General features: G+C 73.3%; 22 protein-coding genes and 1 pseudogene. 16 read left to right on the top strand and 7 right to left on the bottom strand.

Annotation, left to right across the window (positions count from 1 at the left end; translation table 11 throughout):
* Positions 1 to 43 precede the first annotated feature (43 nt).
* Positions 44 to 1,246, top strand: coding sequence for an IS110 family transposase (locus ACFYZY_RS28795; RefSeq protein WP_388699909.1), 1,203 nt, complete (start codon positions 44 to 46; stop codon positions 1,244 to 1,246).
* A gap of 17 nt (positions 1,247 to 1,263) precedes the next feature.
* Here ACFYZY_RS28795 and ACFYZY_RS28790 read toward each other — a convergent pair whose 3' ends face one another.
* Both ACFYZY_RS28790 and ACFYZY_RS28785 read right to left on the bottom strand, forming a co-directional pair.
* Complete coding sequence (locus ACFYZY_RS28790) at positions 1,264 to 1,500, bottom strand: hypothetical protein (protein ID WP_388699907.1); 237 nt, start codon at positions 1,498 to 1,500, stop codon at positions 1,264 to 1,266.
* Positions 1,501 to 1,748: 248 nt separating this feature from the next.
* The gene (locus ACFYZY_RS28785) at positions 1,749 to 2,198 is read right to left on the bottom strand and encodes a hypothetical protein (RefSeq protein WP_388699904.1); all 450 of its coding nucleotides are present in this window, start codon (positions 2,196 to 2,198) and stop codon (positions 1,749 to 1,751) included.
* A gap of 633 nt (positions 2,199 to 2,831) precedes the next feature.
* On the opposite strand from ACFYZY_RS28785, the gene ACFYZY_RS28780 reads away from it, so the two are divergent.
* The 5 genes from ACFYZY_RS28780 (at position 2,832) to ACFYZY_RS28760 (ending at position 8,320) form a co-directional block, all read left to right on the top strand.
* A complete protein-coding gene (locus ACFYZY_RS28780) occupies positions 2,832 to 3,479 on the top strand; it encodes a hypothetical protein (protein WP_388699901.1) in 648 nt (215 codons plus the stop codon).
* 76 nt (positions 3,480 to 3,555) lie between these two features.
* On the top strand, positions 3,556 to 4,044 hold the full coding sequence (locus ACFYZY_RS28775) for a hypothetical protein (RefSeq protein ID WP_388699935.1): 489 nt from the start codon (positions 3,556 to 3,558) through the stop codon (positions 4,042 to 4,044).
* Positions 4,045 to 5,228: 1,184 nt separating this feature from the next.
* Positions 5,229 to 6,182 (top strand): aKG-HExxH-type peptide beta-hydroxylase, encoded by a 954-nt coding sequence (locus ACFYZY_RS28770; protein WP_388699899.1) that lies wholly within the window; start codon positions 5,229 to 5,231, stop codon positions 6,180 to 6,182.
* A complete protein-coding gene (locus ACFYZY_RS28765) occupies positions 6,179 to 7,426 on the top strand; it encodes a YcaO-like family protein (RefSeq protein ID WP_388699896.1) in 1,248 nt (415 codons plus the stop codon). The genes ACFYZY_RS28770 and ACFYZY_RS28765 overlap by 4 nt, the downstream gene beginning before the upstream one ends.
* An 87-nt stretch (positions 7,427 to 7,513) precedes the next feature.
* The gene (locus ACFYZY_RS28760; protein WP_388699893.1) at positions 7,514 to 8,320 is read left to right on the top strand and encodes a class I SAM-dependent DNA methyltransferase; all 807 of its coding nucleotides are present in this window, start codon (positions 7,514 to 7,516) and stop codon (positions 8,318 to 8,320) included.
* 376 nt (positions 8,321 to 8,696) lie between these two features.
* On the opposite strand, the gene ACFYZY_RS28755 is transcribed toward ACFYZY_RS28760, so the two are convergent.
* Positions 8,697 to 9,074, bottom strand: a complete 378-nt coding sequence (locus ACFYZY_RS28755; protein ID WP_388699891.1) for a VOC family protein — start codon at positions 9,072 to 9,074, stop codon at positions 8,697 to 8,699.
* Between the two features lie 26 nt (positions 9,075 to 9,100).
* A complete protein-coding gene (locus tag ACFYZY_RS28750; RefSeq protein ID WP_388699932.1) occupies positions 9,101 to 9,469 on the bottom strand; it encodes a winged helix-turn-helix transcriptional regulator in 369 nt (122 codons plus the stop codon).
* 319 nt (positions 9,470 to 9,788) lie between these two features.
* Between ACFYZY_RS28750 and ACFYZY_RS28745 the strand changes: the two genes are divergently transcribed.
* The 6 genes and pseudogenes from ACFYZY_RS28745 (at position 9,789) to ACFYZY_RS28720 (ending at position 14,870) form a co-directional block, all read left to right on the top strand.
* Positions 9,789 to 10,271, top strand: a complete 483-nt coding sequence (locus ACFYZY_RS28745; protein ID WP_388699888.1) for a GNAT family N-acetyltransferase — start codon at positions 9,789 to 9,791, stop codon at positions 10,269 to 10,271.
* Between the two features lie 207 nt (positions 10,272 to 10,478).
* Positions 10,479 to 11,009, top strand: coding sequence for a hypothetical protein (locus ACFYZY_RS28740; RefSeq protein ID WP_388699885.1), 531 nt, complete (start codon positions 10,479 to 10,481; stop codon positions 11,007 to 11,009).
* A 196-nt stretch (positions 11,010 to 11,205) separates the two neighbouring features.
* Positions 11,206 to 12,084: a CPBP family intramembrane glutamic endopeptidase gene (locus ACFYZY_RS28735; protein ID WP_388699882.1), complete on the top strand. Its 879-nt coding sequence runs from the start codon at positions 11,206 to 11,208 to the stop codon at positions 12,082 to 12,084.
* A gap of 28 nt (positions 12,085 to 12,112) precedes the next feature.
* A pseudogene (locus ACFYZY_RS28730) lies at positions 12,113 to 13,328 on the top strand (sensor histidine kinase).
* A 4-nt stretch (positions 13,329 to 13,332) separates the two neighbouring features.
* A complete protein-coding gene (locus ACFYZY_RS28725; protein WP_388699879.1) occupies positions 13,333 to 14,025 on the top strand; it encodes a response regulator in 693 nt (230 codons plus the stop codon).
* 227 nt (positions 14,026 to 14,252) lie between these two features.
* Entirely contained in the window at positions 14,253 to 14,870 is a 618-nt protein-coding gene (locus ACFYZY_RS28720; RefSeq protein WP_388699877.1) for a DsbA family protein, read from the top strand.
* A gap of 174 nt (positions 14,871 to 15,044) precedes the next feature.
* Here the strand turns inward: ACFYZY_RS28720 and ACFYZY_RS28715 are convergent, their stop codons facing one another.
* Together ACFYZY_RS28715 and ACFYZY_RS28710 are read right to left on the bottom strand one after the other, a co-directional pair.
* Positions 15,045 to 16,457 (bottom strand): uracil-xanthine permease family protein, encoded by a 1,413-nt coding sequence (locus ACFYZY_RS28715; RefSeq protein WP_388699875.1) that lies wholly within the window; start codon positions 16,455 to 16,457, stop codon positions 15,045 to 15,047.
* Positions 16,436 to 17,560 carry an aryl-sulfate sulfotransferase gene (locus ACFYZY_RS28710; RefSeq protein ID WP_388699872.1) on the bottom strand — a complete coding sequence of 375 codons (1,125 nt, stop codon included), beginning with the start codon at positions 17,558 to 17,560 and terminating at the stop codon, positions 16,436 to 16,438. Before ACFYZY_RS28710 ends, ACFYZY_RS28715 begins: the two co-directional genes overlap by 22 nt.
* A 190-nt stretch (positions 17,561 to 17,750) precedes the next feature.
* On the opposite strand from ACFYZY_RS28710, the gene ACFYZY_RS28705 reads away from it, so the two are divergent.
* Positions 17,751 to 18,305: a helix-turn-helix domain-containing protein gene (locus ACFYZY_RS28705; RefSeq protein ID WP_388699869.1), complete on the top strand. Its 555-nt coding sequence runs from the start codon at positions 17,751 to 17,753 to the stop codon at positions 18,303 to 18,305.
* A gap of 242 nt (positions 18,306 to 18,547) precedes the next feature.
* On the opposite strand, the gene ACFYZY_RS28700 is transcribed toward ACFYZY_RS28705, so the two are convergent.
* Positions 18,548 to 19,054, bottom strand: a complete 507-nt coding sequence (locus tag ACFYZY_RS28700) for a hypothetical protein (RefSeq protein WP_388699866.1) — start codon at positions 19,052 to 19,054, stop codon at positions 18,548 to 18,550.
* A gap of 643 nt (positions 19,055 to 19,697) precedes the next feature.
* Between ACFYZY_RS28700 and ACFYZY_RS28695 the strand changes: the two genes are divergently transcribed.
* The 3 genes from ACFYZY_RS28695 (at position 19,698) to ACFYZY_RS28685 (ending at position 23,283) form a co-directional block, all read left to right on the top strand.
* Positions 19,698 to 20,510: an MFS transporter gene (locus ACFYZY_RS28695; RefSeq protein ID WP_388699863.1), complete on the top strand. Its 813-nt coding sequence runs from the start codon at positions 19,698 to 19,700 to the stop codon at positions 20,508 to 20,510.
* A 228-nt stretch (positions 20,511 to 20,738) separates the two neighbouring features.
* Positions 20,739 to 21,581, top strand: a complete 843-nt coding sequence (locus ACFYZY_RS28690; RefSeq protein ID WP_388699860.1) for a hypothetical protein — start codon at positions 20,739 to 20,741, stop codon at positions 21,579 to 21,581.
* 631 nt (positions 21,582 to 22,212) lie between these two features.
* Positions 22,213 to 23,283 (top strand): hypothetical protein, encoded by a 1,071-nt coding sequence (locus ACFYZY_RS28685; RefSeq protein WP_388699858.1) that lies wholly within the window; start codon positions 22,213 to 22,215, stop codon positions 23,281 to 23,283.
* Positions 23,284 to 23,678 lie beyond the last annotated feature (395 nt).

The following is a 23,678-nucleotide window of genomic DNA, read 5'->3' as shown; positions in this document are numbered from 1 at the left end:
GCCGTGTCAGGGCCGGACGAAAGCGTGATGGAGGGGCCTGCACGTGATCGACACCGACGACATCGACGTCTTCCTCGGCTTGGACGTCGGCAAGGGCGAACACCACGCCACCGCCGTTACCCCGGCCGGGAAGAAGGCGTTCGACAAACGCCTGCCCAACACCGAGCCCAAGCTCCGCGAGCTGTTCGCGAAGCTGAAGGCCAAGCACGGAACGGTGCTGGTCGTGGTCGACCAGCCGGCCTCGATCGGCGCCCTGCCGCTGGTTGTTGCCCGCGACATGGGCTGTCCGGTCGCCTACCTGCCTGGATTGACGATGCGGCGAATCGCCGACCTCTACCCGGGCGAGGCGAAGACGGACGCGAAGGACGCGTTCATCATCGCGGACGCGGCCCGCGCGATGCCGCACACGCTGCGGTCGATCGACGGCGAGGACGAGACCATCGCCGAGCTGGAGATGATCGTGAGGTTCGACGACGACCTGGCCGGCGAGGCGACCCGGGTCGCGAACCGGCTGCACGGCCTGTTGACGCAGATCCATCCGTCGCTGGAACGGGTGCTGGGGCCACGGTTGCAGCACCCGGCCGCCCTCACACTGCTGGAACGGTTCGGGTCCCCGGCTCAGATCCGCAAGGCCGGCCGTCGACGGCTGGTGACGCTGCTGCGGCCGAAGGCGCCGAGGATGGCCGAGCGGCTGGTCGAGGAGATATTCGCCGCGTTGGACAAGCAGACCGTGACGGTCCCGGGGACCGAGGCGGCCGCGTTGATCGTTCCGAGCCTGGCGGGCTCGCTGACGGCCGTCCTTGACCAGCGGAAACTCCTGGCCGGGCGGATCGAGGAACTGCTGGAGGACCACCCTCTTTCGAAGGTCCTGACGTCGATGCCGGGAGTCGGCGTCAGGATCGGAGCCCGGACCCTGATCGAGGTCGGTGACGGCAGCACCTTCCCGACCGCCGGCCACCTTGCCGCCTACGCCGGTCTCGCCCCGGCGACCCGGAGCTCAGGCTCCTCGATCCGCGGCGAACAGCCATCCAGAAGAGGAAACAAGCAGCTCGAACGAGCCTTCTTCCTCTCTGCGTTCGCCGCCCTGGGCGACCCGGCATCGCGGGCCTACTACGACAAGAAGATCGCCCAGGGCAAGCACCACACCCAGGCCCTGCTCTGCCTCGCCCGACGTCGAGCAGACGTCCTCTTCGCGATGCTCCGCGACGGAACCTCCTACGAACCCCAACCCGCAGGGGCCAGGTGACGGTTCAGACTCACCGGTCAGTCCTCCTCCGGCCGAGGCCGTCGGCGAGCGGCCTCAAGCCGCTGGTCATAGTCAGGCGCGAACAGCCCGGCAAGTGACTTGTCCAGCGTCCCGGCGATGCGATGGATCGGCGCCCAGACCGCCGGATCGTCGACAACCCGACTCCGGTCCGTCATCTGCAGCTTCTCCAGCCAGTCCGACAACACCAGCGCCTCGTCACTCGTGAGCTTGATCGTGACCTGGCTATCACTCATGCACACCCCTACGGCTCGGCCCGCCTTCGACCACACGAACCTACTGACCGTCGACCTTGACCAAACACATAGGGCCCCCCGAGGTCGACTGGGAGCAGCTGCGTGCGGTGGAGAAGGGCCGGCGCTCCCCGCTCGCGTCGCTGCGCCCGGAACCGGCACCGGCGTAAGCCCTTCGGTGTGCTGCTCCCGCCCGCGCCCCGGGCTGCCCGGAAGGGCGGCCCGGGGCGCGGGCGTTTCTTGTGTGCCGCTCACTCGTGCCCGGCAGCCGGCTTCCACAGCGGGCGGGCACTTCCCGTCCCGTCGCAGTGGAAGCACCGGCCGCCTCCCGGCATGCTGCGGTCGCCGATGGTGCCGGCGGCGTGCCGGAAGAGCCGGGTGAGTCCGGCGACGTGTGCCTCGTGGACCGGGAGGTCCTGGCGTCTGCTGAGGGTGACCTCCAGCGCGACGCCGGGCCCGGTGAAGTGGGTGTGCATGCCCCCGGTGATCGCACGGAGCGTCTCGTTCACTTCGTGCGTCGTCTCCGCGTCGGACAACTGTACGCGGGCCGCGAGGACGGTGTCGGCGGCCGCGGCGAAGGACAGCAGCCCGGCCGGACGGGCGAGCGGCCCGATGCGGGCCGCGCGGGACAGCACGGCGTCGGCGAGCGGTCCTTCGGCGAAGCCATCGCGGACGTACAGTCCAGGTTCGATGAAGGTCATGGTGACGGTCCTCTCCGCCCGACCGTGCCGGTCTCCCGGGTGGAGACGCGGTCGCGGGGCCGAGCGGGCGGGAACGTAGAGCACCGACCTCGCTGGCGTCGCGTCGCGGCGACCGGGCGGGGCAGGCACGATGTGGGTCTGGCCGGACCCACGCACGCCCTGCCGTGCTACCGGCGCCGCCCGAACAGGCTGCGGTCCTTCATTACCTTCGCTTCGGCCGCCTCCCGCGCCGCAGATTCCTCCGCCTCCGCACGGCCGGCGGCCTCCTTCGGCACGTCTTGACTGCCATCGCCATCAACATCGAGCGCCTCAGCGGCATCCCACCGACCGAGGAAGCACACCCTCCCCGTAGGCCGACCGCCTTCCAGACCTACCTCGGCCAGCGTAAGATCCCCCGGCCAAAAACCTGGCGCATCCCAGGCACTTGATCCCGGCAACTCCAAGATCCCCGACAAAGTCAAGTCAGGTGCAGCGCATCGTCATGGCCCGCCCCCTGCGGGAGCCTGCCACCGCCCGAAGCGGAGTCTCCCGGTCCATGGTCGGGGCATCGTGGTGTTCCGATCGGTGGCCCTCTAGGCTGTGCGCCGGTCGGGCCCGGGCGCGGGGTCCCGGGAGGTGGAGAACAAGGTGTCCGTGGAACGTCACATAGCGGGGGTGCTCCAGCAGATCGCCCGTCAGCAGGACATCGTTGAGATCGCCCCTCAGGGCTCCGCGCCGAAGGCGGCCGCTCTGGCACATGTGGTCGAGCAGTACGGCTACACGTACGGCATGGCGTACAGGACCGGGTTCAAGAACTCACTGATCCAGGTCAGGATGGACCGGGACCCGCGGCCCGACGCGCGCGTCCGCGAGGCGGCGACCATCGCCGCCCATCCGCGGGCGGGCAGCGGCGGGACAGCGCCGGGGCTGAAGCAGGGCTCGCTGAAGCCGCTCCCCGAAGCGGCCGGCGCCGTGGCGGTGCTGAAGGATCTCGTCACTTTCGACGTCATGGCCCTGTATGTCGCCGACCGGAGCCAGAGGCTTCTGGTCTACCTCGCCTGCGCGGTCCTGACCGTCCTCCTGTTCATCGACAGCGGGTCGCCGGTCGAAGCGGTCGCCTCCGGCGGGGCGGTCGCACTGTTGTGCGCCGTGGCGTTCAGGGTGGGCACGGTCCGCCGCAGGCGGATCGCACAGCGGCTGACGGACGCCGGGTTCCTCGCGGTGCGCGACGAACAGGGCGGCCAGCGGTTCCTGCGCCCGGGGCAGCAGTTGCCCGGCCACAGCAACCGGTTCGCCGCCTGAAGGCCCGGCTCCCGTCATCGCAAAGTTGTCCGCACTCCCGACCGTGCCCGAGCGGGGGCTCCGCACGCAGGTGATCATGGCGACCGGGTCGGGCAAGACCCGCGTGGCCGCCCGCAGCACGGAGGAGCTCCGTGCGAGCCGGGTGCTCGTGCCGGTCCCGTTGCTGGACCTGGTCGATGTGAACCGACACGTGCTCGGGGCGGCCCCCACCGCACTCGAGCCGGTTCGCGGCTCCTGCTCGGTGAGCGTCTTCACCGGTGGAGCACACGTCTTCACCCCCGCCGTGCCCGGCCGAGCACCCACCTTGATCACCCGTTGCCGGTCCTTCCACCGGATGGCCCGCCCCGGGGTCCTGGACATGGCCGATCGAACGGCCGCGCCGCACGCCGTCCTGGCGATCAGGGGAGACGGCAGCCTCCGGACCCACGTATCGGACTGGACGATCGCCCTTCGGGGGCTGATCCAGACCTGCCTCGGCGAAGGAGCGTCGCGCGGGCACTCGCGGCACGTACACCGGCCCCGGCCGCTCCTACGAGGACGACCTCGCCGACTCGGCGTTCAGTGATGCGGGCGAGCACCGCTTCCCCGCCGCTCCGCCGCCCCGGCGGTGACGCGTGACCGGCGCGCAGCGGCACACCGAGCCGCTCGACGTCCACCTGATCGCCGTGCGCGACGGCGCGGCCGGGCAGCCTGCTCCGCACCGCACGACACCCCGACCCCACCGCTCCTACGCCCGAGGAGCATCACGTTGCACACCACCCGCGCCCAGTGGGAGCAGCGCTTCGATGACGGCAAGAACTTCCGGTGGCTCGGTGAGTGCGAGCGGGTCCTGCTCGCCGAGCGCACGCCCGCCCCGGACGGCGGCCGGACGCTCGACGTCGGCTGCGGCGCAGGACAGCCGTCCGACCGGGCGGGCGAACAGCCCGGCTCGGCCCACTGGAGTTCGGCCAGGTCGTGCCGCAACTCGTCCGGCAGATCCCGGCGCATGATCTCTTCTCGGCTGCGCTCGTACGGCCTGTGCGGGACGTCCGACGGGCTGCCGCCGGACGGGTCCGTCCGTCCCGTCCGGTGGTGCGGCAGCTCGGGACCGGTCCCGCTGTGCGGCCCGGCGGCTGCCGACGAAGCCAGTCGCGGCCCCGGGCCGGCTCGTGATCGTGTCCGGACCGCGCTGACGTGTTCCCCGGCGGGTCCGGGCCGCCTGCGCGGTCGCCGCCGGCTCGAGCCCGCTTCTCCGTCATCGGGAGCCGGGCAGGTCTCAGGGACTCGAAGCAATCAGCACGGTAACTATCCGGACACTTTCGTCCGGCGCAACGGGGGGTGGCGGGCAGTCACGGCACCCGGCCCGTTTCCCACCCGCGCTCCCCTGCCACATCCGTTGCAGGCAGCCGTGCTTCCCGGGTGGACTTCGGTCATTTTCTACGCGGCGGCACGGAAACCAGCGGCTTCCGGCGGTGACGTATTTGCGGCGGCTTCTCGCAGCCCTGTTCTTCAACCTGGTGTCCGTTGGGTAGTCCCCCGGCCGACCGACGGCGAGAGCCGTCCGTCACGGATGAACCCCATCGAAGGAGTGGATCCCATGGAGCAGCCGGAGATCGAGCAGGTCACCGAAGAACTGCCCGAGTTCGGCCTGATGGTCGACATCGGCGACGACGACTGAGGCACTCGGTCCGTCCGTGCAGCAGCACCGGGGTGCGTGGCGGTTCGTCCGCCGCGCACCCTCCACGACCGCACCGTGCCGGAGGCCGGAACGTGCTTGTGATCCCTGACGCCGTGGCCGCCCGCCGGGCGGAGGACGCCCTCTGGCACGCCACCGACGCGGTGTTGCGCAGGGCGGGAGTCGACGAGTCCGTCCTGCCTCCGCGTCATCCCGCCCGTAAGGCCGCCGCCCATCCGGCCGGCGGGGGTCCGGCAGCCGTTCCCCCGCCCCGTAGGGCCGCCGGCCGCTGGGCGGTCGACCTCGCCGTCCCGGCGCCCCACCTTGCCGCGGCGGTCGGGCGGGCACTCGCCTCGATCCCCCGGGAACGGGGGGCGACGGGGCTGGAGGGACCGGGCGCCGTCGTCCGGGACTGGGAGCCCGGGCAGGCCGCCGTACTGGCCGAGACCGCCGAGCGGCTGGACCGGGTGTGGCCGGCGATGCTGGCCGAACTGCGGGAGGGCGTCAGCCAGATCGCCCTGCTGGACGGGCGAGCCGTCGCCGGATTCACCGACTTCACCACGCACGGCGCCGTGTTCGTCCATACGGCCCGGCCGGCCGCGGGGCGAGACGGTCTGCCCGGTTGGGTCCGGCTGGCCGACGCCCTGGTCCACGAAGGCACCCACACCCGTTGCAACGCCGCCGCCTTCAGCACCCCGTTCCTCGTGTCCGCCGCCGATGCCGCGCCCTGCGTCATGACTCCGTTGCGGCCGGATCCCCGGCCGTTGACCGGGCTTTTCCAGCAGACGGTCGTCCTGGTCCGCCAGACGGTCCTGTACCGGCTGGTCCACCAGCACGCGCAGCTGCCGGATGCCCAGCGGGAGGCGGTGGCCGGGCGCCGGGCCCGACTGCTGGAGAAGGCGTCCCAGGGCGTCGAGACGCTCGGCCGCCACCGCGCCGCTCTCACTCCCGCCGGCCGGGCCGTGCACGCCCGGGCGGCCGGTCTGCTGGCGGAGGAGGCCGCTCGGGAAGAAGCGCGTGCGGTGCGACCGCCGGGAGGCCGTGCGTGAACACCCCCACACCGGCGGCCTGGGCTCCGGAAGTCTTCGCTCCGTGGCCGCACACCCCCGGCGCGCTGCTGGCCCGCGTCGCCGCCCGGTCGAAGTCCTTCAACCCGACCGGCGCCGCCGGTGGTGCTCCCGTCCTGATCGGCAGCGCTGCGGGCGATGCCGCGTCCGGCGTCGGACGGCGCGCCCGTGGCGAACTGATGGAACGCGTGGGCAACGTACTCGCCGGACGGGCCGCGGAAGCCGAGGCCGAAGCGGACCGCCCACGGCGCTCGCCGGCCGACGGCGACCGGATCCGCACCGGCGCGTGGTCCGAGCTGCGCCGCGCCGGCGTCCCCGCCGTCGATCCCGGCGACCCCGCCACTGGCCCCACCGCCCCGGCCCCACACGACCGGACCTCCGCGCGCGAGGTGCGGCAGCTCTGGTGCAGGGGCCGGGCGACGGGGTCCGGTGAGGACGTCTGGATACCGGCGGGCGCCGCGTTCCTCCACCACCGCCCGCCGCCCGGCTGCGCGGCCACCCACCGGGCCGGATCGACCGGCGTCGCCGCCCACCGGGGCCCCGCCGCCGCGGCCGCGCACGCCGCCTGGGAAATTCTCGAACGTGATCTGGTGCGCCGCAGCTGGTACGACCCGGCCCGCCACCCGCCCACTCCGTTCGATGCCCGCGGCGCCCTGCCGGCCGATGCGCGTGAGCTGCGGCACCTGCTCGACCACGAGGGGCTGCGGGCCACCGCGCTCGCCCTGCCCGCCCCGGCCGGTGTCACGGCCGTCGCCGTCTGCGTCCACGAGCCCGACCGCGTCCATCAGACGTACGGAGCCCGCTGCGGCCCCGCCCACGACCTCTCCGGGGCAGTGGCGCGATCCTGTTGGGAAGCGCTGATGGTCCGCTGGAGCATGTCCACGCCGGTGGCCGTGCGCGCCTGGGACCGCCTGTCGCGCACCGGCGTCCCGCGCACCGAACTGGACCACGCGCTGTGGGCCTTTCACGCCCAGGACGCACTGACGCGCTGGGCCGGGCCGGCCACCGCCCTTCGCGCTGCCCCTGTCCCGGCCCGCCGGCCCGCCCGGGACCCGGACCCGGTCGCTCTGCTCGCCGCGCACACCGGACGCGAAGTGATCGCCGTCGACCGCTGCGCGGGCCCCCCGGCGGACGAGGGCCTGGCCGTCGTCCGCCTGATCGCCCCAGGAGCATCGCCCCTGTCGGCCCGCCCGGTACCGGGAGTGCCTCCCCACCCGTTCGGCTGATCACCCCGACACGCCCCGCACGTCACTCCGCGACCCGGGCACGACCACCGCTCCGCGCCCCGTCCACGCCCGCACCGGAAGGCCCTCATGTCCACGTTCCCGCACGACACGCCGGTACGGCCCTCCTACGCAACCCTGTTCGCCGACCGGTACGACGACTGGTTCGCCGCGTCGAACACCGAGTCCACCGTCGGTTTCCTGGCGGCCCTCGCCGAGGAGGGCCCGCCCGGCCCCCTGCTCGAACTGGGCAGCGGCACCGGCCGGGTGGCCCTGCCGCTGGCATCACGGGGCTTCACCGTCGAAGGGCTCGACGCCTCCCCCGAGATGACCGCCCGACTGCGCGCCAAGCCCGGTGGCAGCGCGATCCGGGTCACCCTCGGCGACTTCTCCGCACCCCCGGAGCCGGCGGACACCGGACGGTACGCCCTCGTCTACGCGGTCGGCGGCACCTTCGCCGAACTCGACACCCAAGAGGCCCAGCGCCGCTGCCTCGCCTCCGCCGCCCGGCGGCTGAGGCCGGGCGGACGGCTCGCGCTCGACGCGCATCTGCCCGAGGCCCTCGCCACCCGCGGCACCGGTACCCAGCCGGTGGACACGCCCGGCGAGGGCTTCGTGCTCCGCACCCGCACGCTGCACCCCGCCCGCCAGCAGTACACCTCCGACTACGCGGTCCTCGACGACGGTCGGATGCGTCACGTGCGTGTCTCCTTCCGCTACTTCACCCCCGGCGAACTCGATCTGCTGGCGGAACCGGCCGGCCTGCGGCTCGTACGGCGCACCGGTGGGTGGTCGGGGCGGCCACTGACCGACTCCAGCGGTCACCACGTCTCCGTGTACGAACTGCCCGCACGACCGTCCCGAATCCCCCGGTCGTCCGGTGGGCGGGGTGCATGACCGCGTGCGAGGCGCCGAGTCCACGACCCGCGACAGGCGGTTCGTCGGCCCGTGTTCCGGCCGGCGCCGTGCCGGCGGGAACGCCTCGTGGACGGTTCCTTACGGCCGCGGCGGTCAGTGGGGGACGCGCTCGCTTCCGGCAGCGGGTTCCCGGGGCGCGGACGGGGCCGGGGATCCCTTTCCCTTCATCAGCAGGGCGGTCGCCGTCGCTCCGGCCGCGGCGATGGCGGCGATGGCGGCGATGGCCGGTACGCCGGGAAGGGGGCGGGAGGGACACGGCGCCCCCTCACGGGACGGGGACGGCTCCCCCGACCGCCCCGCGCACGCGGAGTACCCCGGCTCCCCGGCGAGAACCCGTCACGGACGGGCCCGCGCCTCAGTCCCGTACGAGACAGAAGGGGTGCCCCGCGGGATCGGCGAGGACGCGCCAGCTCCGCCGCTCGTCCCCGGCGTCGAGGAGAGCGGCACCCCGGGCGAGGGCCTCCGCCTGCGCGGCGTCCAGGTCCTCCACCCCCAGGTCCAGATGAAACTGCTGGGGGCGGGCGGGGTCGGGCCACCGGGGCGGCCGGTGGTCCGCCACGCGCTGGAAGGCGAGCACGAGCCCGCCGTCGGTGTGGAGCGTCGACCAGTCGTCGTCGAGCGACCAGCGGGGGTCGGGCCGGTTCACCACGCCGCCCAGGAGCGACTGGTAGAACCGGGCGAGTTCCACGACGTCCGGGCAGTCCAGCACCACGCACTGCAGTTTGGCGATCATGCCGGGCAGCGTAGAGCAGCAGGTCATCATCCGTCGGAGTCGGGAGCGTCGGGACCGGCCGCGCGTCGCGCCGCCGCCCGGACGGCCATGACCTCGTCGCCGTGCGCGAAGGCCCAGGCACCGAAGGCGTCGATGGGGCCGGGCAACGCCCGCCCGAGGGACGTGAGTTCGTACTCGACGTGCGGCGGCGAGCCGGGGTGGACGCGCCGGTCCACCAGTCCGTTGAACTGCGGGCGGCGGAGCGTCTCGGTGAGGACCTCGGAACTGATGCCGCCGATCGCCCCGCGCAGCGCGCCCGGGCGCCCGGGGCCGTCGCGCAGGACCCAGAGCACCACGGAGTTCCAGGTGCTGGAGAGCAGGCCGAAGGCGAAGCGGGCGCGGCAGTCGGCGTCGATCGGCTACGCCGACGCTTTCGGCTTCAGCGCGTGCTCAAACGCCACAAGGGCGTGAGCCCCCGCGCGTTCCGCGCCTCGGCGACCTGAACCCCGGCCCCGGCGTCGGGCCTTCCTCTCCGCCGGGTACGCGGAGCCGGCGGCGTACCGTCCTCCGCTCCCACCCCGGCGACGCCCCGGCCGCGGGAGACCCGGACAGGACCGGACGGACACAGGCCCCACGGGTCCGGGCCGGTTTCACCCGTCGCCCGGTCCGCAAAGCCCCGCGCGCGCCCTCGCCGGCTCCCTCCCCTTCCTCCCGCGCGGTCGTTAGGGTCGGCCCATGGCTTCCCCCGATGTCTCCCTGCGTCCCGTGCACCCCAGCGACCTGCCGGTGTTCTTCCGGCACACGAACGACCCCGAGTCGAACCGGATGGCCGCCTTCACCGCCGAGGACCCCGCGGACCGGGCCCGCTTCGACGCGCACTGGGAGCGCATCCTCGCCTCGCCCGGCATCGTCTCGCGCACCGTGCTCGCGGACGGCGACGTGGTCGGGCACGCGGCCGTGTACGGAGAGCCGGACGAGCGGGAGGTCACGTACTTCATCGACCGCTCCCACTGGGGGCGGGGCATCGCGACCGCGGCGCTGCGCGGACTGCTCGCCGAGGTCCCCGAACGCCCGCTGCACGCCCGGACCGCGGCGGACAACACCGGATCGGTACGAGTCCTGGAGAAGTGCGGCTTCGAGATCGTCGGCAAGGACCGGAGCTTCGCGAACGCACGGGGAACGGAGATCGACGAACTGGTACTGCGGCTGGACGGATGACTTCCCCCGCCCCGCCGTCCGTTCCCGATTCCGGCCCGACCCGGCCCACGCCGACGAGGCCCACGCCCGCCACCCGACAGCCGGGCCGTCCCGCGGCAGCCGGTCCGTCGTCCGGCCGGACGACGGGCTCTCCCGGGAACCCGCACGCCCGCGGACGGCGCCGTGACGGAAGCCGACCGGACCCGGTACGTCCCGATGGAGTCCCCCATGTCCCTCATCACCGAGTACAGCACCAACGTCCTGCCGGGCCACATGCTCGTGGAGGTGTACGACGCGGACGCCTGCCTCGGTGACGACGAGGCGTTCCTGCGGTCGAGGACCCAGGTCGTCGCCGGAAACGGCTATCGCCTCTACGTGCAGACCGGCCAACGCGACATCGAAGTACGGGTCGCCATCAGGATCTGGGACGCCCCTCGGAAACCCCCGGAAGACGCCGAGGGCGTGGTCCCGGTCTCCCTGGAATCGGAGACGGGCCAACTCGTCGTCAGCGAAATCGCCTTCGGGCCGTCGGGTGTGATGGACCTGCCCCGCCCCGGCGTCTACGGCGGGCACGCGACATGGAGCGGACGGGAAGCCACGGTCGCCTACTACCGCAGGTGCCACCGGCTCGCTGCCGAGGAGCGATGGGAGGCGGGCCGGCTCGAAGCGGCGTGGAAGCAGTGCCCCGCGGTCGAGCAGTACACCCTCGACCTCTGGTTCGTACGGGAATCCGAACCGGAGGACGACTGGTACGAATGACCCCGGAGCCGCTCCCCCGAGCCCGGGGTGGGGCCGCACGGTCCGATCGGCCGGTCCGCGGGGCGGGGCACGTACCTGGCGCGTCCCCCGTGAGAGCTACAAGGGCTGTCCACGCGCGGGTGATTCGCGGACGTCCGCGGGTTCCTAGCGTGGTCGTCAGGTCACCACGGAGGTGACCGCTCCAGGGGAGGCCACCATGGGCACGACGTCCGCTGTACGGCACGACACCGGGTCCGTCCCGGACGAGGACCACGGGGGAGGCGGTGGCCGTCCGGGCCGGCCGGTGCGCTCCGCGCTCGTCTGGATGCCGGCGGGGATGGTCGGCGTCGGCCTGGTCTCGGCTGTGACGGCGACCGGTCCCGGTCCGGTGCCGGTGCTGGGCGCGGTCGCCGCGGTGGCCGTGTACTGGCTGGTCATGCGCCGTGTGGCACGACGCTCCACGCCGGAGATCGCCCGGTCCGGGGCCGGGCGGGAAGCGTTGCTGGGCGGTGGGATCGGTCTGGGTTTCGTCCTCGTCTCCGCCCTTTTGATCACGGCGTTCGGAGGTTACTCGTTCTCCTGGGCGGGCGACGGCCTCCTGCCGGTGCTCTGGAGCGCGGTCGTGGTGCAGGCCGGGGCCGCGGTCACCGAGGAGTTGCTGTTCCGCGGCCTTGCCCTGCAGGCTCTGGAGCGGCTGTGGGGCAGCCGGGCCGCCCTCGTGGTCACCTCGCTGTTCTTCGGTGTCGCCCACCTGGGGGCCCCGGGAGCGAGCGCGTGGAGCGGACTGGCGATCGCCCTGGAAGCGGGCGTCCTGCTCGGGGCCGCGTTCTTGTGGCGGCGTAGCATCTGGTTCGTCGTGGGTCTGCACTTCGCCTGGAACACCACGGAGCAGTTGCTCGGCATCCCGGTCTCCGGACACGCGCCCGAGGGTCTGTTCACCGTCGATGTCCACGGCTCCGCCCTCCTGACCGGTGGCGGCTTCGGTCTGGAGGCGTCGATCGTGCCCGTCCTCACCGGGGTGGCCCTCGCCGTCCCCATGCTCATTCTCGCCCACCGGAAGGGCGGCATCAAGCCCCGCCGGCGCGCGGGCCACTGAGACGGACCGATCGGAGGAAACGGAAGTGATGCCCCGTCGGGCGCCTCGGTGCCCCGCGCTGATCCGGGCGCCGTTCGGCCGGTGGCAGGAGCGGAGCGCCCCCCTCAAGGACGGCGTCCTCGCCCTGGCGCTCGCGCTGCCCGCCTTCGTGCCGACCCTGTCCCGTCTCGGCGCGCAGATCGGTGATCTGCCCGAGCGGCCGGCGAACGCGCTGGGCGTCGGGCTGGTCCTGGCCCAGGCCCTGCCGCTGGCGGGTCCGCCGCAGGTGGCCCTCGGCCTGTCTGGCCGTCGTCGCGGTCGCGTTCGCCCTGCACCAGGCGCTGGGCTTCGCGACGACGTTCGCGAGTGTGGGGCTGTATCTGGCCCTGTACTCCGCCGGGGCCCACCAGGTCCGCTTCCGGCAGGGCACGGTCGTCGTGGCGAGCGCGGGTTACGCCGTGCTGGCCGTAGCCCTGGGCCGCCTCGGCTCGCCGCAGTCGGTACCGGACTACCTCGCGTTCTGGCTGGCCCTGGCCGCGGCCTGGCTGGTGGGGAGCACGGTGCGTACGCGGCGGGCGGAAGAGGTCGAACGGCGGCGGCTGGCCGCCGAGGTGGCCACGGCGGCCGAGCGGGCGCGGATCGCCCGCGAGCTGCACGACGTGGTCACCCACCACGTGACGGCCATGGTGGTCCAGGCCGACGCGGCGCAGTTCCTGCTCCCGTCCGCGCCGGAACGCGTCGGCGAGGGACTGACGGCCGTCAGCGACACCGGCCGCCGGGCGCTGACGGAGCTGCGGTGCCTGCTCGGCGTCCTGGAGGCGACCGGCGGGTCGGCCCCCGCGGACCCGGCGGGTGCGGGCCGGGCGCCCGTCCCGGGACGGGTGGGGGATCTGGTCGAGCGGGCCCGCAGGTCGGGGCAGCCGGTCGAGTTCAGCGAGCGGGGCGCGGGGCGGCGGGGCGTGGACGTGGAGCTGGCCACGTACCGGGTGGTGCAGGAAGCGCTCACCAACGCCATGAAGCACGCGGCCGGGGAGCCGACACGGGTCCTGCTCCGGCACGGCGACGAACACGTCGAGATCGAGGTGATCACCGACGGACCCGTCGTCGTGCCGGAGGGACGGAAACCGGATCCCGCGGGCGGACGCGGGCTGGCCGGGCTGCGCGCACGGGTGCGGATGCTCGATGGTGAACTGCAGGCCGGTCCCCGGCCCGGAGGCGGGTTCGGGGTCCGCGCCACGATTCCGTCCGAGCCCCTTCAGGAGTGACCCCGTGAACGATGTGCCGCCACCGATCCGTGTGCTCGTCTGCGACGACCAGGCGCTGGTGCGGACCGGCTACGTCACCATCTTCTCCGCGCAGCCCGACCTGGAGGTCGTCGGGGAGGCAGAGAACGGCCACGAGGCGGTTCGGGCCGCGCGGCGGCTGCGCCCGGACGTGGTCGTGATGGACATCCGCATGCCCCTGCTCGACGGCATCCGGGCGACGCGGCAGCTGGCCGGTCCCGATGCCGAAGACGCGCCGAAGGTACTGGTCGTCACCACGTTCAACGTCGACGCCTACGTCTACGACGCGTTGCGCGCCGGAGCGAGCGGCTTCCTCCTCAAGGACGCGCCCCCGGCGGAGCTGGTCAACGGCATCCGGACCGTCGCCCGGGGCGAAGCCCTGCTGGCACCCGCCGTCACCCGCCACCTCATAGGCCACTTCGCCCGGCACCTGCGACCGGCCGACGGCTCCCGGCCGGCCGGACAGGACGTCGTGCGCGCGCTGGCGCCCCGCGAGCTGGAAGTGCTCCGGCTGATCGCCGAAGGACTGTCGAACGCGGAGATCGCCGCGGCGATGTTCGTCACGCCCGAGACCGTCAAGACCTACGTGTCGCGCATCCTGGCGAAAATCGGCCTGCGCGACCGCGTCCAGGCGGTCGTCCTCGCCTACCGCACCGGACTGGTGTCCGGCACGCCCTGACCGGCACGAACGGGCCGTGTTCACGGCGGTGGTGTGCGTCCTGCCCGGTGGATGTGCCCGGTGGCGGCTGCCCGGGGTTTCCGGGTGGCCGACCCTTCTTGGCGGACCGGGCGGACCGGGGCGGGACGGTCCGTGCGGGTGCTCGGTCTCCACCAGTCGGTGGGAACGGAGCCGCCCGGCCGGGCGCTCCTTTTGCGCGAGCGGCGCGGTGGACGCAGCCTGGCCCCATGACCTCTGACACCCCCGGCGGAGCGACGACCGTTCCCGCGCACACCTCGGGCCCCGGCAACACCGTCGTGCGCTACGGCGACGACGACGCCGCGCACGTGCTCGGCGTGTACCTGGACCCGCGCTGCCCGTACTGCAAGCGGATGGAGAACGGTCTGGGCACGGTGATCCGGGAGGCGGCCGACGCCGGGCGCTTCCGCGTGGAGTACCACTTCGCGACGTTCCTCGACGACGCCGCCGGCGGCAGCGGTTCGCTGCACGCCCTGGCCGCGCTGGGGGCGGCGCTGGACGAGGGCAGCGAGCCGTTCGCGCTCTACCTGAGGTTGCTCTACGCCGAGCAACCGCCGGAGGAGGAGGACGGCTTCGCCGACGGGGAGACGCTGCTGAGACTGGCCGGGGAGGTGCCGGGACTGGCCACCGAGGCGTTCGTGCGCAAGGTGTCCGGGGGCGTCTACCTGCCCTGGGCGCGCGCCGTCTCCGCCGCCTTCGGGCGCGGCGGAGTGGAGGCGACGCCGACCGTGCTCGCCGACGGCGAACCGGTCGCGGTCATCGGGCCGGGCGGTTACGCGGTGACGGCGGAGGCGTTCTTCGCCCAGTTGGCCGAACGCTGGGAGTGAGGCGCGGCGGTACGGACGGTTCGGGCGCCCGGGACGGTTCCGGCGCCGGCGGGCACGGCGCCGGGGACCCTGTCCCCGCGCGGAGCACGTTCGTCCACGCCGGGCCCGCGGGACGTGGCGGCGGGCGGACACGGGCGCGGTCTCCCGGCCCCCTCCCCCGCGGGGCGCGGCCGGTCACGGCCGTTTCGCCCGGTCGCCTCCGCCGCCGGTGTCCCGTGCGCCGGGAAGGCCGCGCGGTGTTTCGCCGGGAAGGCCGCGCGGCGCGAGGAGCGCCGTGAGGGCGACGGCCGTGAGGGTGCCGGCGACGACGCCGCTGTTGAGGATCGGGCGGGACCAGGCGGGGAAGCCCGCGTACAGGCCGGGGGCCAGGAGGGGCAGGAGGCCGGCGGTGAGGGCGAGGGCGGCCGTCAGGGCACCGGTGCCCGTGGTGGACAGGTCGGCGCGGCGGAGCATGTCGACGCCCAGGACGGCGATGACGGCGTAGACGACGAGGGAGGAGCCCGCGACGACGGCCTCGGGGATGCCGGCCAGCACCCGGGAGAGGGGGGTGGCGAGGCCGAGGGCGAGGAGGAGGATGCCCGATCCGGCGGTCACGAAGCGGCTGCGGACGCCGGTGAGGCGGCCGATGCCGATGTTCTCGGCGCTGGTGACCATGAGGGAGGTGCCGAACAGTCCGCCGGCCAGGGAGACGAGCGCGTCGGCGCGGGCGACGCGCGGGACGTCGCGGGCGGGCACCGGGGTACGGCCGGCCGTCTCGCTGTTGAGCACGGTCTGGCCGGTGATCTCGGCCAGGGTGGTGAGGCTGAACACCAGCAGCGGGAGGGCGGCCAGGACGTCGAAGCGCGGGGTGCCGAAGGGCAGGAGGGCGGGCAGGGCGAAGCCGCTGCCGGCGGCCGGGGTGAAGGTGCCCAGGCCGGTCGCCACCGCCACGGCGGTGCCGGCCGCCATGCCGAAGAGGACGGAGCTCTGGCGCCAGACGCCGCGCAGCAGCACGTACGCGGCGACCGTCGCCGTGAGCGTGAGCGCGGCGAGGAGCACCGCGCGCGGTTCCCCGGTTCCGTCCGGGCCGGTGACGAGGCGGGCGGCGACCCGGATCATCGCGATGCCGATGAGCAGCACGGTCACGCCCATGACGAGCGGCGGGAAGAGCCGTACGACCCGGGTGTACAGGGGCAGTACGGCCAGGAGGAGGCATGCCGCGAGGAGGACCGCGCCGGTGGCGGTCGGCGCGCCGTGTTCCTGTGCGATCTGGAGGAACAGGGCGGTCGCCGCGCCACCGGGCAGCATGACGAAGGGGAGGCGGCCCCCGATGTTCCGGACGCCGAGGGACTGGAGGAGGGATCCCGCGCCGCAGAGCAGCAGCACGGCGCTGAGGAGCGACGCCGTCGCGGCGGGTGACATGCGGAGGGTGCCGGAGACGAGGAAGACGGTGGAGAGGGGGGCGGCGATCATCGCCAGGACGTGCTGTGTCGCCAGAGGGGCCAGGCGGCGCAGCGGTACCCGCGCGTCCACGGGCTCGGGCGCGCCAACGGGAACGGGACCGGCGGGGGCGGCCGGGGTGGTCGTCATGCCCTCGTCCCCAGCCACGGGATCTCCTCGGCGGCGTACCGGTAGGCACGGAAGACGGCGTTGGGTTCGCAGGGGAACAGGTTCCGGACCTCGCTCTCGTCGTAGCCGGCGAAGTGGGGCACCACGTACTCCCAGCACAGATAGCCGTCCCCGGTCACTTCGAACAGGCGCCCCGACGGGGAGTCGGTGACGAGCGTGTTGCCGTTGGGCAGGCGCTGCGCGGAGCCCATGAACGGCGCGAAGAAGAACTCGCGGGCCGGGTCGTGGTACTCCCACACGATGTCGCCGTCCGTCCGGTCGATCTCGACGACGCGTGAGTACGGCACGTCGTGGCCGGGCCGGAAGACGCCGTTGTCGAAGACGAGCAGGCGGCCGTCGCGCAGTTCGGTGGGCGCGTGTTGCTGGCTGACCGTCCCGGGGCGGCTGCGCCAGAGGATCTCGCCGGTGTCCCGGCTGATGACGACGACGGCGGAGACGCTGCGCAGACTGGCGAGGACGTTGCCGTCGCGCAGGGGCGTGACGCTGTTGATCAGGGGCCAGTGCTCGCGGGCGTACGCCTCGTGGAGCGGGAAGGAGTCCCGGTCGAGGTGTTCCGCCGCCCGCCAGGACCAGAGGAGTTCGCCGTCGGGGCCGATCTCCTTGATGGTGTCGGCCCAGACGGTGCCGCCGCCGGCCTCGGAGCCGGGCACTCCGCCCCGTACCGCTGCGGCGTCGGCTCCGGTGAGGGGTTCCAGGGCGGTGTAGAGGACGCGGCCGTCGTCGAGGTGGTGGGCGTCGTGGTGCTGGAGGGGGTCGCGGTGTTCCCGCAGCACGGTTCCGTCGGGCGCGGCGTGGAGCATGACGCCGCCCCGGTATTTGTGCCACATCGGGAACAGGGCCTTCTCGCCGGGGAGTACGCCGTTGTAGGCGAGGGTCGCGCGGTCGAGGAGCCGGGCGTGGCGGCCGGGACGGTAGGGGAGGTTCCACTGGTGGACGGTGCGGCCGTGGAGGTCGACGAGGTAGACCTCGCCGGAGCCGGTGAGGGGTGCGTAGAGGGTGTAGCCGTCGAAGGCGGCGGTCTCGTCGAGGGCGATGAGGCCGGTGGGGCGGCGGCGGCGTGAGTTCTGGTCGATCAGGGGCACGGCGAAGCTCCTCGCTTCAAACTTTCTTTGATGAGGACAACGAACTTTGACGTTAGGCGCGTTGCATGACGGGCGTGTGTCGGCCGTACGAAACCGTCGGCGGCGTCCCGCCGCACCCGGCGTAGGCTGCGGTCGGGCGCCGTCGGCCGGACGGAACGGCGCGGGCGGGGCGGAAAGGACGGGACCGGCGATGGAGGCCGTGAACACACCGCGGGTCGGCGCCGCCGTGCGCCGCCGGCGTCGGGCGCTCGAGCTGACGCTCGCCGAGGTCGGCCGGCGCAGCGGGCTCTCCTCCCCGTTCCTCAGCCAGATCGAGAACGACCGGGCGCGCCCCAGCATGCGTTCGCTCCAGCGGATCGCGGATGCCCTGGGCACCACGGCGGTCCAGCTCCTGGCCGCCTCGGACCGGAGCCGCAGCGTCGACGTGGTGCGCGCCGGTGACGACAGCGGCCTCGGCCGGGCGGCACGGGTCCGTCCGGTGGTGCGGGGCCGCCACCAGCTGCACGCCCTGGAGTTCGTGGGCGAGCACGAGGCGGAGCGCGAGTTCCGGCACCGTCACGACGAGCTGATGTACGTGGCGGACGGCTCGGTGGAGGTGGAGGCCGACGGCCGGATCCACCTCCTGGAACGCGGCGACTGCCTGCTCCTGTCCGGCGGCGTGCGCCACCGCTGGCGCACCACGGACCCCGGTTCCCGGGTTCTGGTCGTCGCGCTCGCGGAACACCTGGAGCTGCTGGAGCGGTAGGGCGTCCCCCTTCGGCGCGAGGAAGAAGAGCGGGACGAGCTCGACCGGACACGGCTCGCCGCACCGCGAGCATTCGAAATCGAGCGGACCGGACCGATGGCGCGAAAAAAGCGCCTTCTCCGCTTTCCCGCGGAGAAGGCGCTTTCACGTTTCCACATGCACCCGACCCGAAGCACGCATCATTCTTCGGCGGAGAAACATGCGCGGAGCGGAATCGGGGATTTCCCGGGGGAGATTTTTCGTCAGGCCCTGTCGAGGTAGAACTTCTCGTGGTCGCCACCGTTGGCGTCGACCTGACAGTTCACCGTTCCGCCGGGTCCGGTCGCGGCGGTCACGCCACTGCCGGTCACCATGCGCAGGTATATGCCGGGAAAGGTCGCGGACTCGAAGGAGAACGAGCCGTCCGCCTGGGGCCGCAATGTGTACTTCTCGTAGGGGTGGGCGCCGTACTGACAGTTGACCTTGCCCCCGCCGGCCATGGTGGCGGGGACCCCGGCGCCGTCCATGCGCAGGAACACGTTCGGGAAGGCCGTCGACTCGAAGGCGTACGACCCGTCCGCCTGGGGCCGGACCTTGTAGCTCGTCCAGGGGCCGGTGCCGTACTGGCAGTCGACCGTTCCGGCGCCGGGGCCGGCGAAGGAGGTCACTCCGGTCCCGTCCATGCGCAGGTAGACGTTCGGGAAGAACGTCGACTGGATCGTGATGGGCGCGTCCCCGAGCTTCGCGAGGTCGGTCGCCGATAACGGCATGATCGTTTCTCCTTCGATGTGGGTGCGTCAGCCGATCGGAGCCCGGTGCCGTGGCGATGCCGCGAGCGGCTCCGTCACGGCAGGAAAAGGGAGGAAGAGCAGTACGGATTCCTTTTCGGATGATTCCCCGAATGGTTTTCCGCAGAAATGAGGGACATCGAATCGGAGGGGTACGGAATTGCAGACTCCACCCTTTTCCCCACCCCTCATTCCCTGCCCACCCGGGCTCCGGGCTCACTTTATTCATGTGGACCCGGCGTGTCCATCCCCACGCCCCGGTGACCTTCCACGCCACAGGGAGGGAAGATCCCGGGAGGCCGCGTCGGCGCGAAAAGCACAGAAAGGGAGCTTCACGGAAACAACTGTTGAGGAAGAGGCGTGCGCAAACAACTGTTGAAAAAGGGAGTTCCTTTTCGGCACCCGTGGCCTGATCCGGAACGCCGAAAACAGGAAAACCGATGGGATCGGCGGCTTCCGGGCCGGGCGCCGCCCGCACCGACGACTCCCTTCGCCGGACCTCCCGCCGTCGGCGGGGCCGTGCGGCGGACCGGAACCGCGTCGGCCCTCGCAGACCCGCCCGCACGGCTCGCACCACCCCTACCGGACGCTTCCTCCCGGGCCCGGGTCACCGCATCGACCGGACGTGCCGCCACGGCCCGAGCAGCGCCGGCAGCGGACCACCGATGAGAACTTTGCGCAGTCGGTCGCCCTGGTCTTCGCCGCCCTGAGCGCGTTCCAGGCCCGTGCCCTGCCCGCCCGCCACGCCGCCGCGGCCCGCCCGGCGGCGGGCCGGGGAGCGGGTGCGCCGTCGGTGTGGGGGCAGTGGCGGCAGGTGGCCTCCAACCGGCCGTTCCTGCTGTTCTCCGCGGCGATGACCGGCTCCTACGTGCTGACCTTCCAGGTCTACCTCGCGCTGCCGCCGGCCGCCGACGCCGTCCTCGGTCCGGACGGCACGAAGGCGACGAGCGGTCTGTTCGTCGTCTCCGCCGCGGTGGCGGTCGCCGGGCAGCTACGGCTGACCGGCTGGGCCGAACGCCGCTTCACTCCCCACCGGGCCCTGGCCGCCGGTCTCGCCGCGATGGGCGCGGCCTTCCTGCCCCTGGCCCTGGCACCCGCCGCGTCCGCGCCCGCCACGCTCGTGGCCCTGGCCGTGTCGGTGGCCGTCCTCGGCGCGGCCGGGGCGGTGGTCCACCCCTTCGAGACGGCCACCGTCGTGGCCCTGTCCGGCAACCGGCTCGTCGCCACCCACTACGGCCTCTACAACACCGTCTCCGGCCTCGGCATCACCCTGGGCAACCTCGCCCTGGGCGCCCTGTGGGACGCCACCCGCGCCGACGCACCCTGGGTCGTGTGGATCGCGCTGGCGATGACCGGGACGGGCTGTGCCACCGCGGTCACCGCCCTGGCCCGCACCGGACGCCTGCACCCGCTTCCCGCGCAGCCCGCCCCGGCCTGACCACTCCGTCCTGCCGGCGGGCTCACGGCGCCGTCGGCCGGGGCCCGCCGGCAGCGTGACCGGCTCGGCCGACGGTGTTCCCGGGGGCGATCCCGGGCCGGTCGATCCTGGTCCCGGCCGCTTCCGTGAACCCGGTCGACGCCTCCAGCGGTGCGGCGGCGTCCCCGCCGCCCCGGCGCGGGGCGGCGCACGGCGGCTTGGATAGGTTGGTGGCCACCGACCCAGGAGATGCCCGTGCCCGGCCGCCCCAGCCTGTTGTTCGTGACCGATCTCGCCTATCGGGCCCGGGGGCGCCGCTACTGCGACGAGGACATCTTCCTGTCGTCGCGGCTGCGGGACGACTTCGACATCGCGTTGTGCCACCCGCTGGACGCCGCCGCCCTCATGGACGCCTTCGACGGGGTCGTGGTCCGCAACAGCGGTCCCGTGCTGCACTACCAAGAGGAGTACGACGCCTTCCGGGACCGGGCCGCGGCCCGCGGCACCCGGGTCTACAACCCGCTGTCCGGCCGGGCCGACATGGCCGGAAAACAGTACCTGCTGGACCTGACGGCGGCCGGATACCCGGTCATCCCCACCATCGACCGGCCCCAGCACCTCGGCGCGCTGCCCGAGGCCGACCAGTACGCGGTCAAGCCGAAGGCGGGGGCGGACTCCATCGGCCTCGACTTCGTCCCCCGGGGACGGCTGGACGGCCTCGTCTACGGCGACATCCTGGTCCAGCCCCGCATCGATTTCCGCTACGAGGTGTCGTTCTACTACATCGACGACGTCTTCCAGTACGCCCTCCACGCCCCCGACCCCGACCGTCGCTGGATCCTCGAGCCCTACCGGCCCACGGAGGCCGATCTCGGATTCGCCCGCGCCTTCATCGACTGGAACACCCTCGATCACGGCATCCAGCGCGTGGACGCCTGCCGGACCCGGGAGGGCGACCTCCTCCTGGTCGAGCTGGAGGACCTCAACCCCTACCTGTCCCTGGACCGTGTGGACGACGCGACCCGCGACGCCTTCGTCGCCGGCATGACGGCCTCCCTCCACCGGTTCCTGGGCACCGCGCCCCGCGCCTGACCGGTACGCCTCCGGTCGCCTCGTCCGGCGCCGGCAGGGGTGCGGGGCGCCCCTGAGGTCTCGGCCGGTGGCGGCGTGCGCGGGGCGGCCTCTTCGGTCCACCGACGAGTCCGGTGCGGGCCCGGCCTCGGGCCGAGGTCGGGATCGGGGCGAGGTCGGGATCGGGGCGAGGTCGGGATCGGGGCCGTCGTGGTGGCGGCCCCGGCCCGGGGGATCGGCGTCACGCTTGGACGTGAGCATGCGACGATCTACGGTCCGGACGCGCGGCTGGGGAACGACGGCGCTGATATGCGCGGCAGCGGTGGTCCTGCTTCCCGCCGTTCGGCTCACGACTCCCCTGCCCCGCGCGGACGTGCCGGTCGCGATGGCGCCGGCCCTGGTGTGCGGCCTGGGGGTGGGTGGCGGCCACGTTCAGGGCGCCTCCGCCGGAGCCGGGTCCGCCTCCCCCGGATCCGGACGCCGAACTCCCGCCGGTTCCGTCGGTGCTCCCCCGGCCCTTCCCCGTACCACTGGGACCTGCTCTCGCGCTCGTACTGGCCGCCGCGGCCGTCGGGTCGACGTTTCTCGTGGGGCTGCGGCCGGACGGTGCCCGGGGGGAAAACTCTCCGCCCTCCAGGAGGCGGGGCCGCGGGTGTCGACGGCTGCCGTCGTCGAGGCCGTGGGCACGAAATCCACCGGCGTGGGAAAGGGCAAGCGGGGAAGTCACTACTTCGTCGATCTGCGGGTCGGGGCGGCCGACGGAACCGTGCTCGCGGTGGACCGCGGGATCGTCGACCGGTGGCCGCACGAAGGCATGGAGGTCCGGGTCCCGCACGTTCCCGGCCGCCCGGAGCTGGGCGGCCGGGTGGACGACGGTTCCGACCCCTCCTCGTACCTGTCCTCCTGGTACGCGCCCCCGGGCGACGGAACGCTCATGCCGTTCGTCTTCCTCTTGCTCGGGGCGGGCTGGGCCGCCACCGTCCTGACGAACGACCGGAGGATCACGGAGTACGGTCCGCGCAGGCTCCCGACCGAGGACGCGGCGGCCGGGCGGGGGAACGCCGAGTACGCGGAACGGCTGACCGCGGTCCACGACGCCCGCACCACCCCCGGCAGGCGTGCCGGCAGCACCGAGGTGGTCGACACGGTCCGGCTCGACGCCGCCGTCCCCGGTCTCGGCCCGCTCGAACTCCACGTCGACCGCGCGGAGGTCCCGGCCCTGGCCACGGAGTTCGGCGAGGGAACGGGTTGGCTGCTCCGGGCCCGCCGATGGACCATGGCCGACTACAGGCACACCGTCCCCGCGGTCTTCGTCGCCCCGGACGGCCGGGCCTTCACCTGCTCCGTCCCGGCCTCCGGCATCCGGTGCCCGACCGGTGACGTCGAAGAGGCCACGACCGCCGGAAGGGGCGTCCGCCCCTGGAAGGGGGTCTGCCGCACCTCGCCCGGCGTCCGGCTCACGGTCGTCGGGGCGTACGCGGTGGCCGGCCGTCCCCGTCGTGACCGGGACGGCCGGCCACCTCACCGGATACCTCCCGCTCGCGCTGACGGTGGTGGCCGCCGTGCTCACCGCCGTGCTCACGGGGTCCGCCCGGCTCCGCACCCTGCGGTTCCCCGGCTGGGACCGCCGGACGAGCCGGGACGCACGCGTGCGCACGTGACGCCCCTGCCCGCCGTCCTGCCCGCCGCCCCGGGCGAACGGGGCGGGACGGCAGTCGCGTGATCCTGCCGGTCACGTGGAACCGCACGGCCCGGGCATCGGCGTTTCGGCCAACCCGCCTCCGGGTGCGTGCTCTTGCGCGACAAGGGTCGGTGCACTGCGCACCTTCACCGAACCGCTCAACCCCAAGGTGCGCAACCCGTCCGAAAGACAGGTGTTCGACATCGTGACGGCGTCGTTGAACACGCCGAATCGCGCATCGCGTCCACGAGGGGAAGCACCTTGACGTCAGACGAACCGGGTGGTGGCACGCCCCACCATCCGCCGAAGACCGCGGTCGCCGACAACATCTCGGGCGCGGAACGGGAGCTGTACGGGGGCCGGTTGCGCTACGACCAGTCCTACGTCCGGCACGAGGGCCCGCTGACCCGGCTGAAGTTCGGGCGCATGGCGGCGGC

Origin of the sequence: Streptomyces sp. NPDC001744, assembly GCF_042892575.1 — a bacterium.
GTDB lineage: Bacteria > Actinomycetota > Actinomycetes > Streptomycetales > Streptomycetaceae > Streptomyces.
This window is presented reverse-complemented; position numbering and strand designations above follow the sequence as displayed.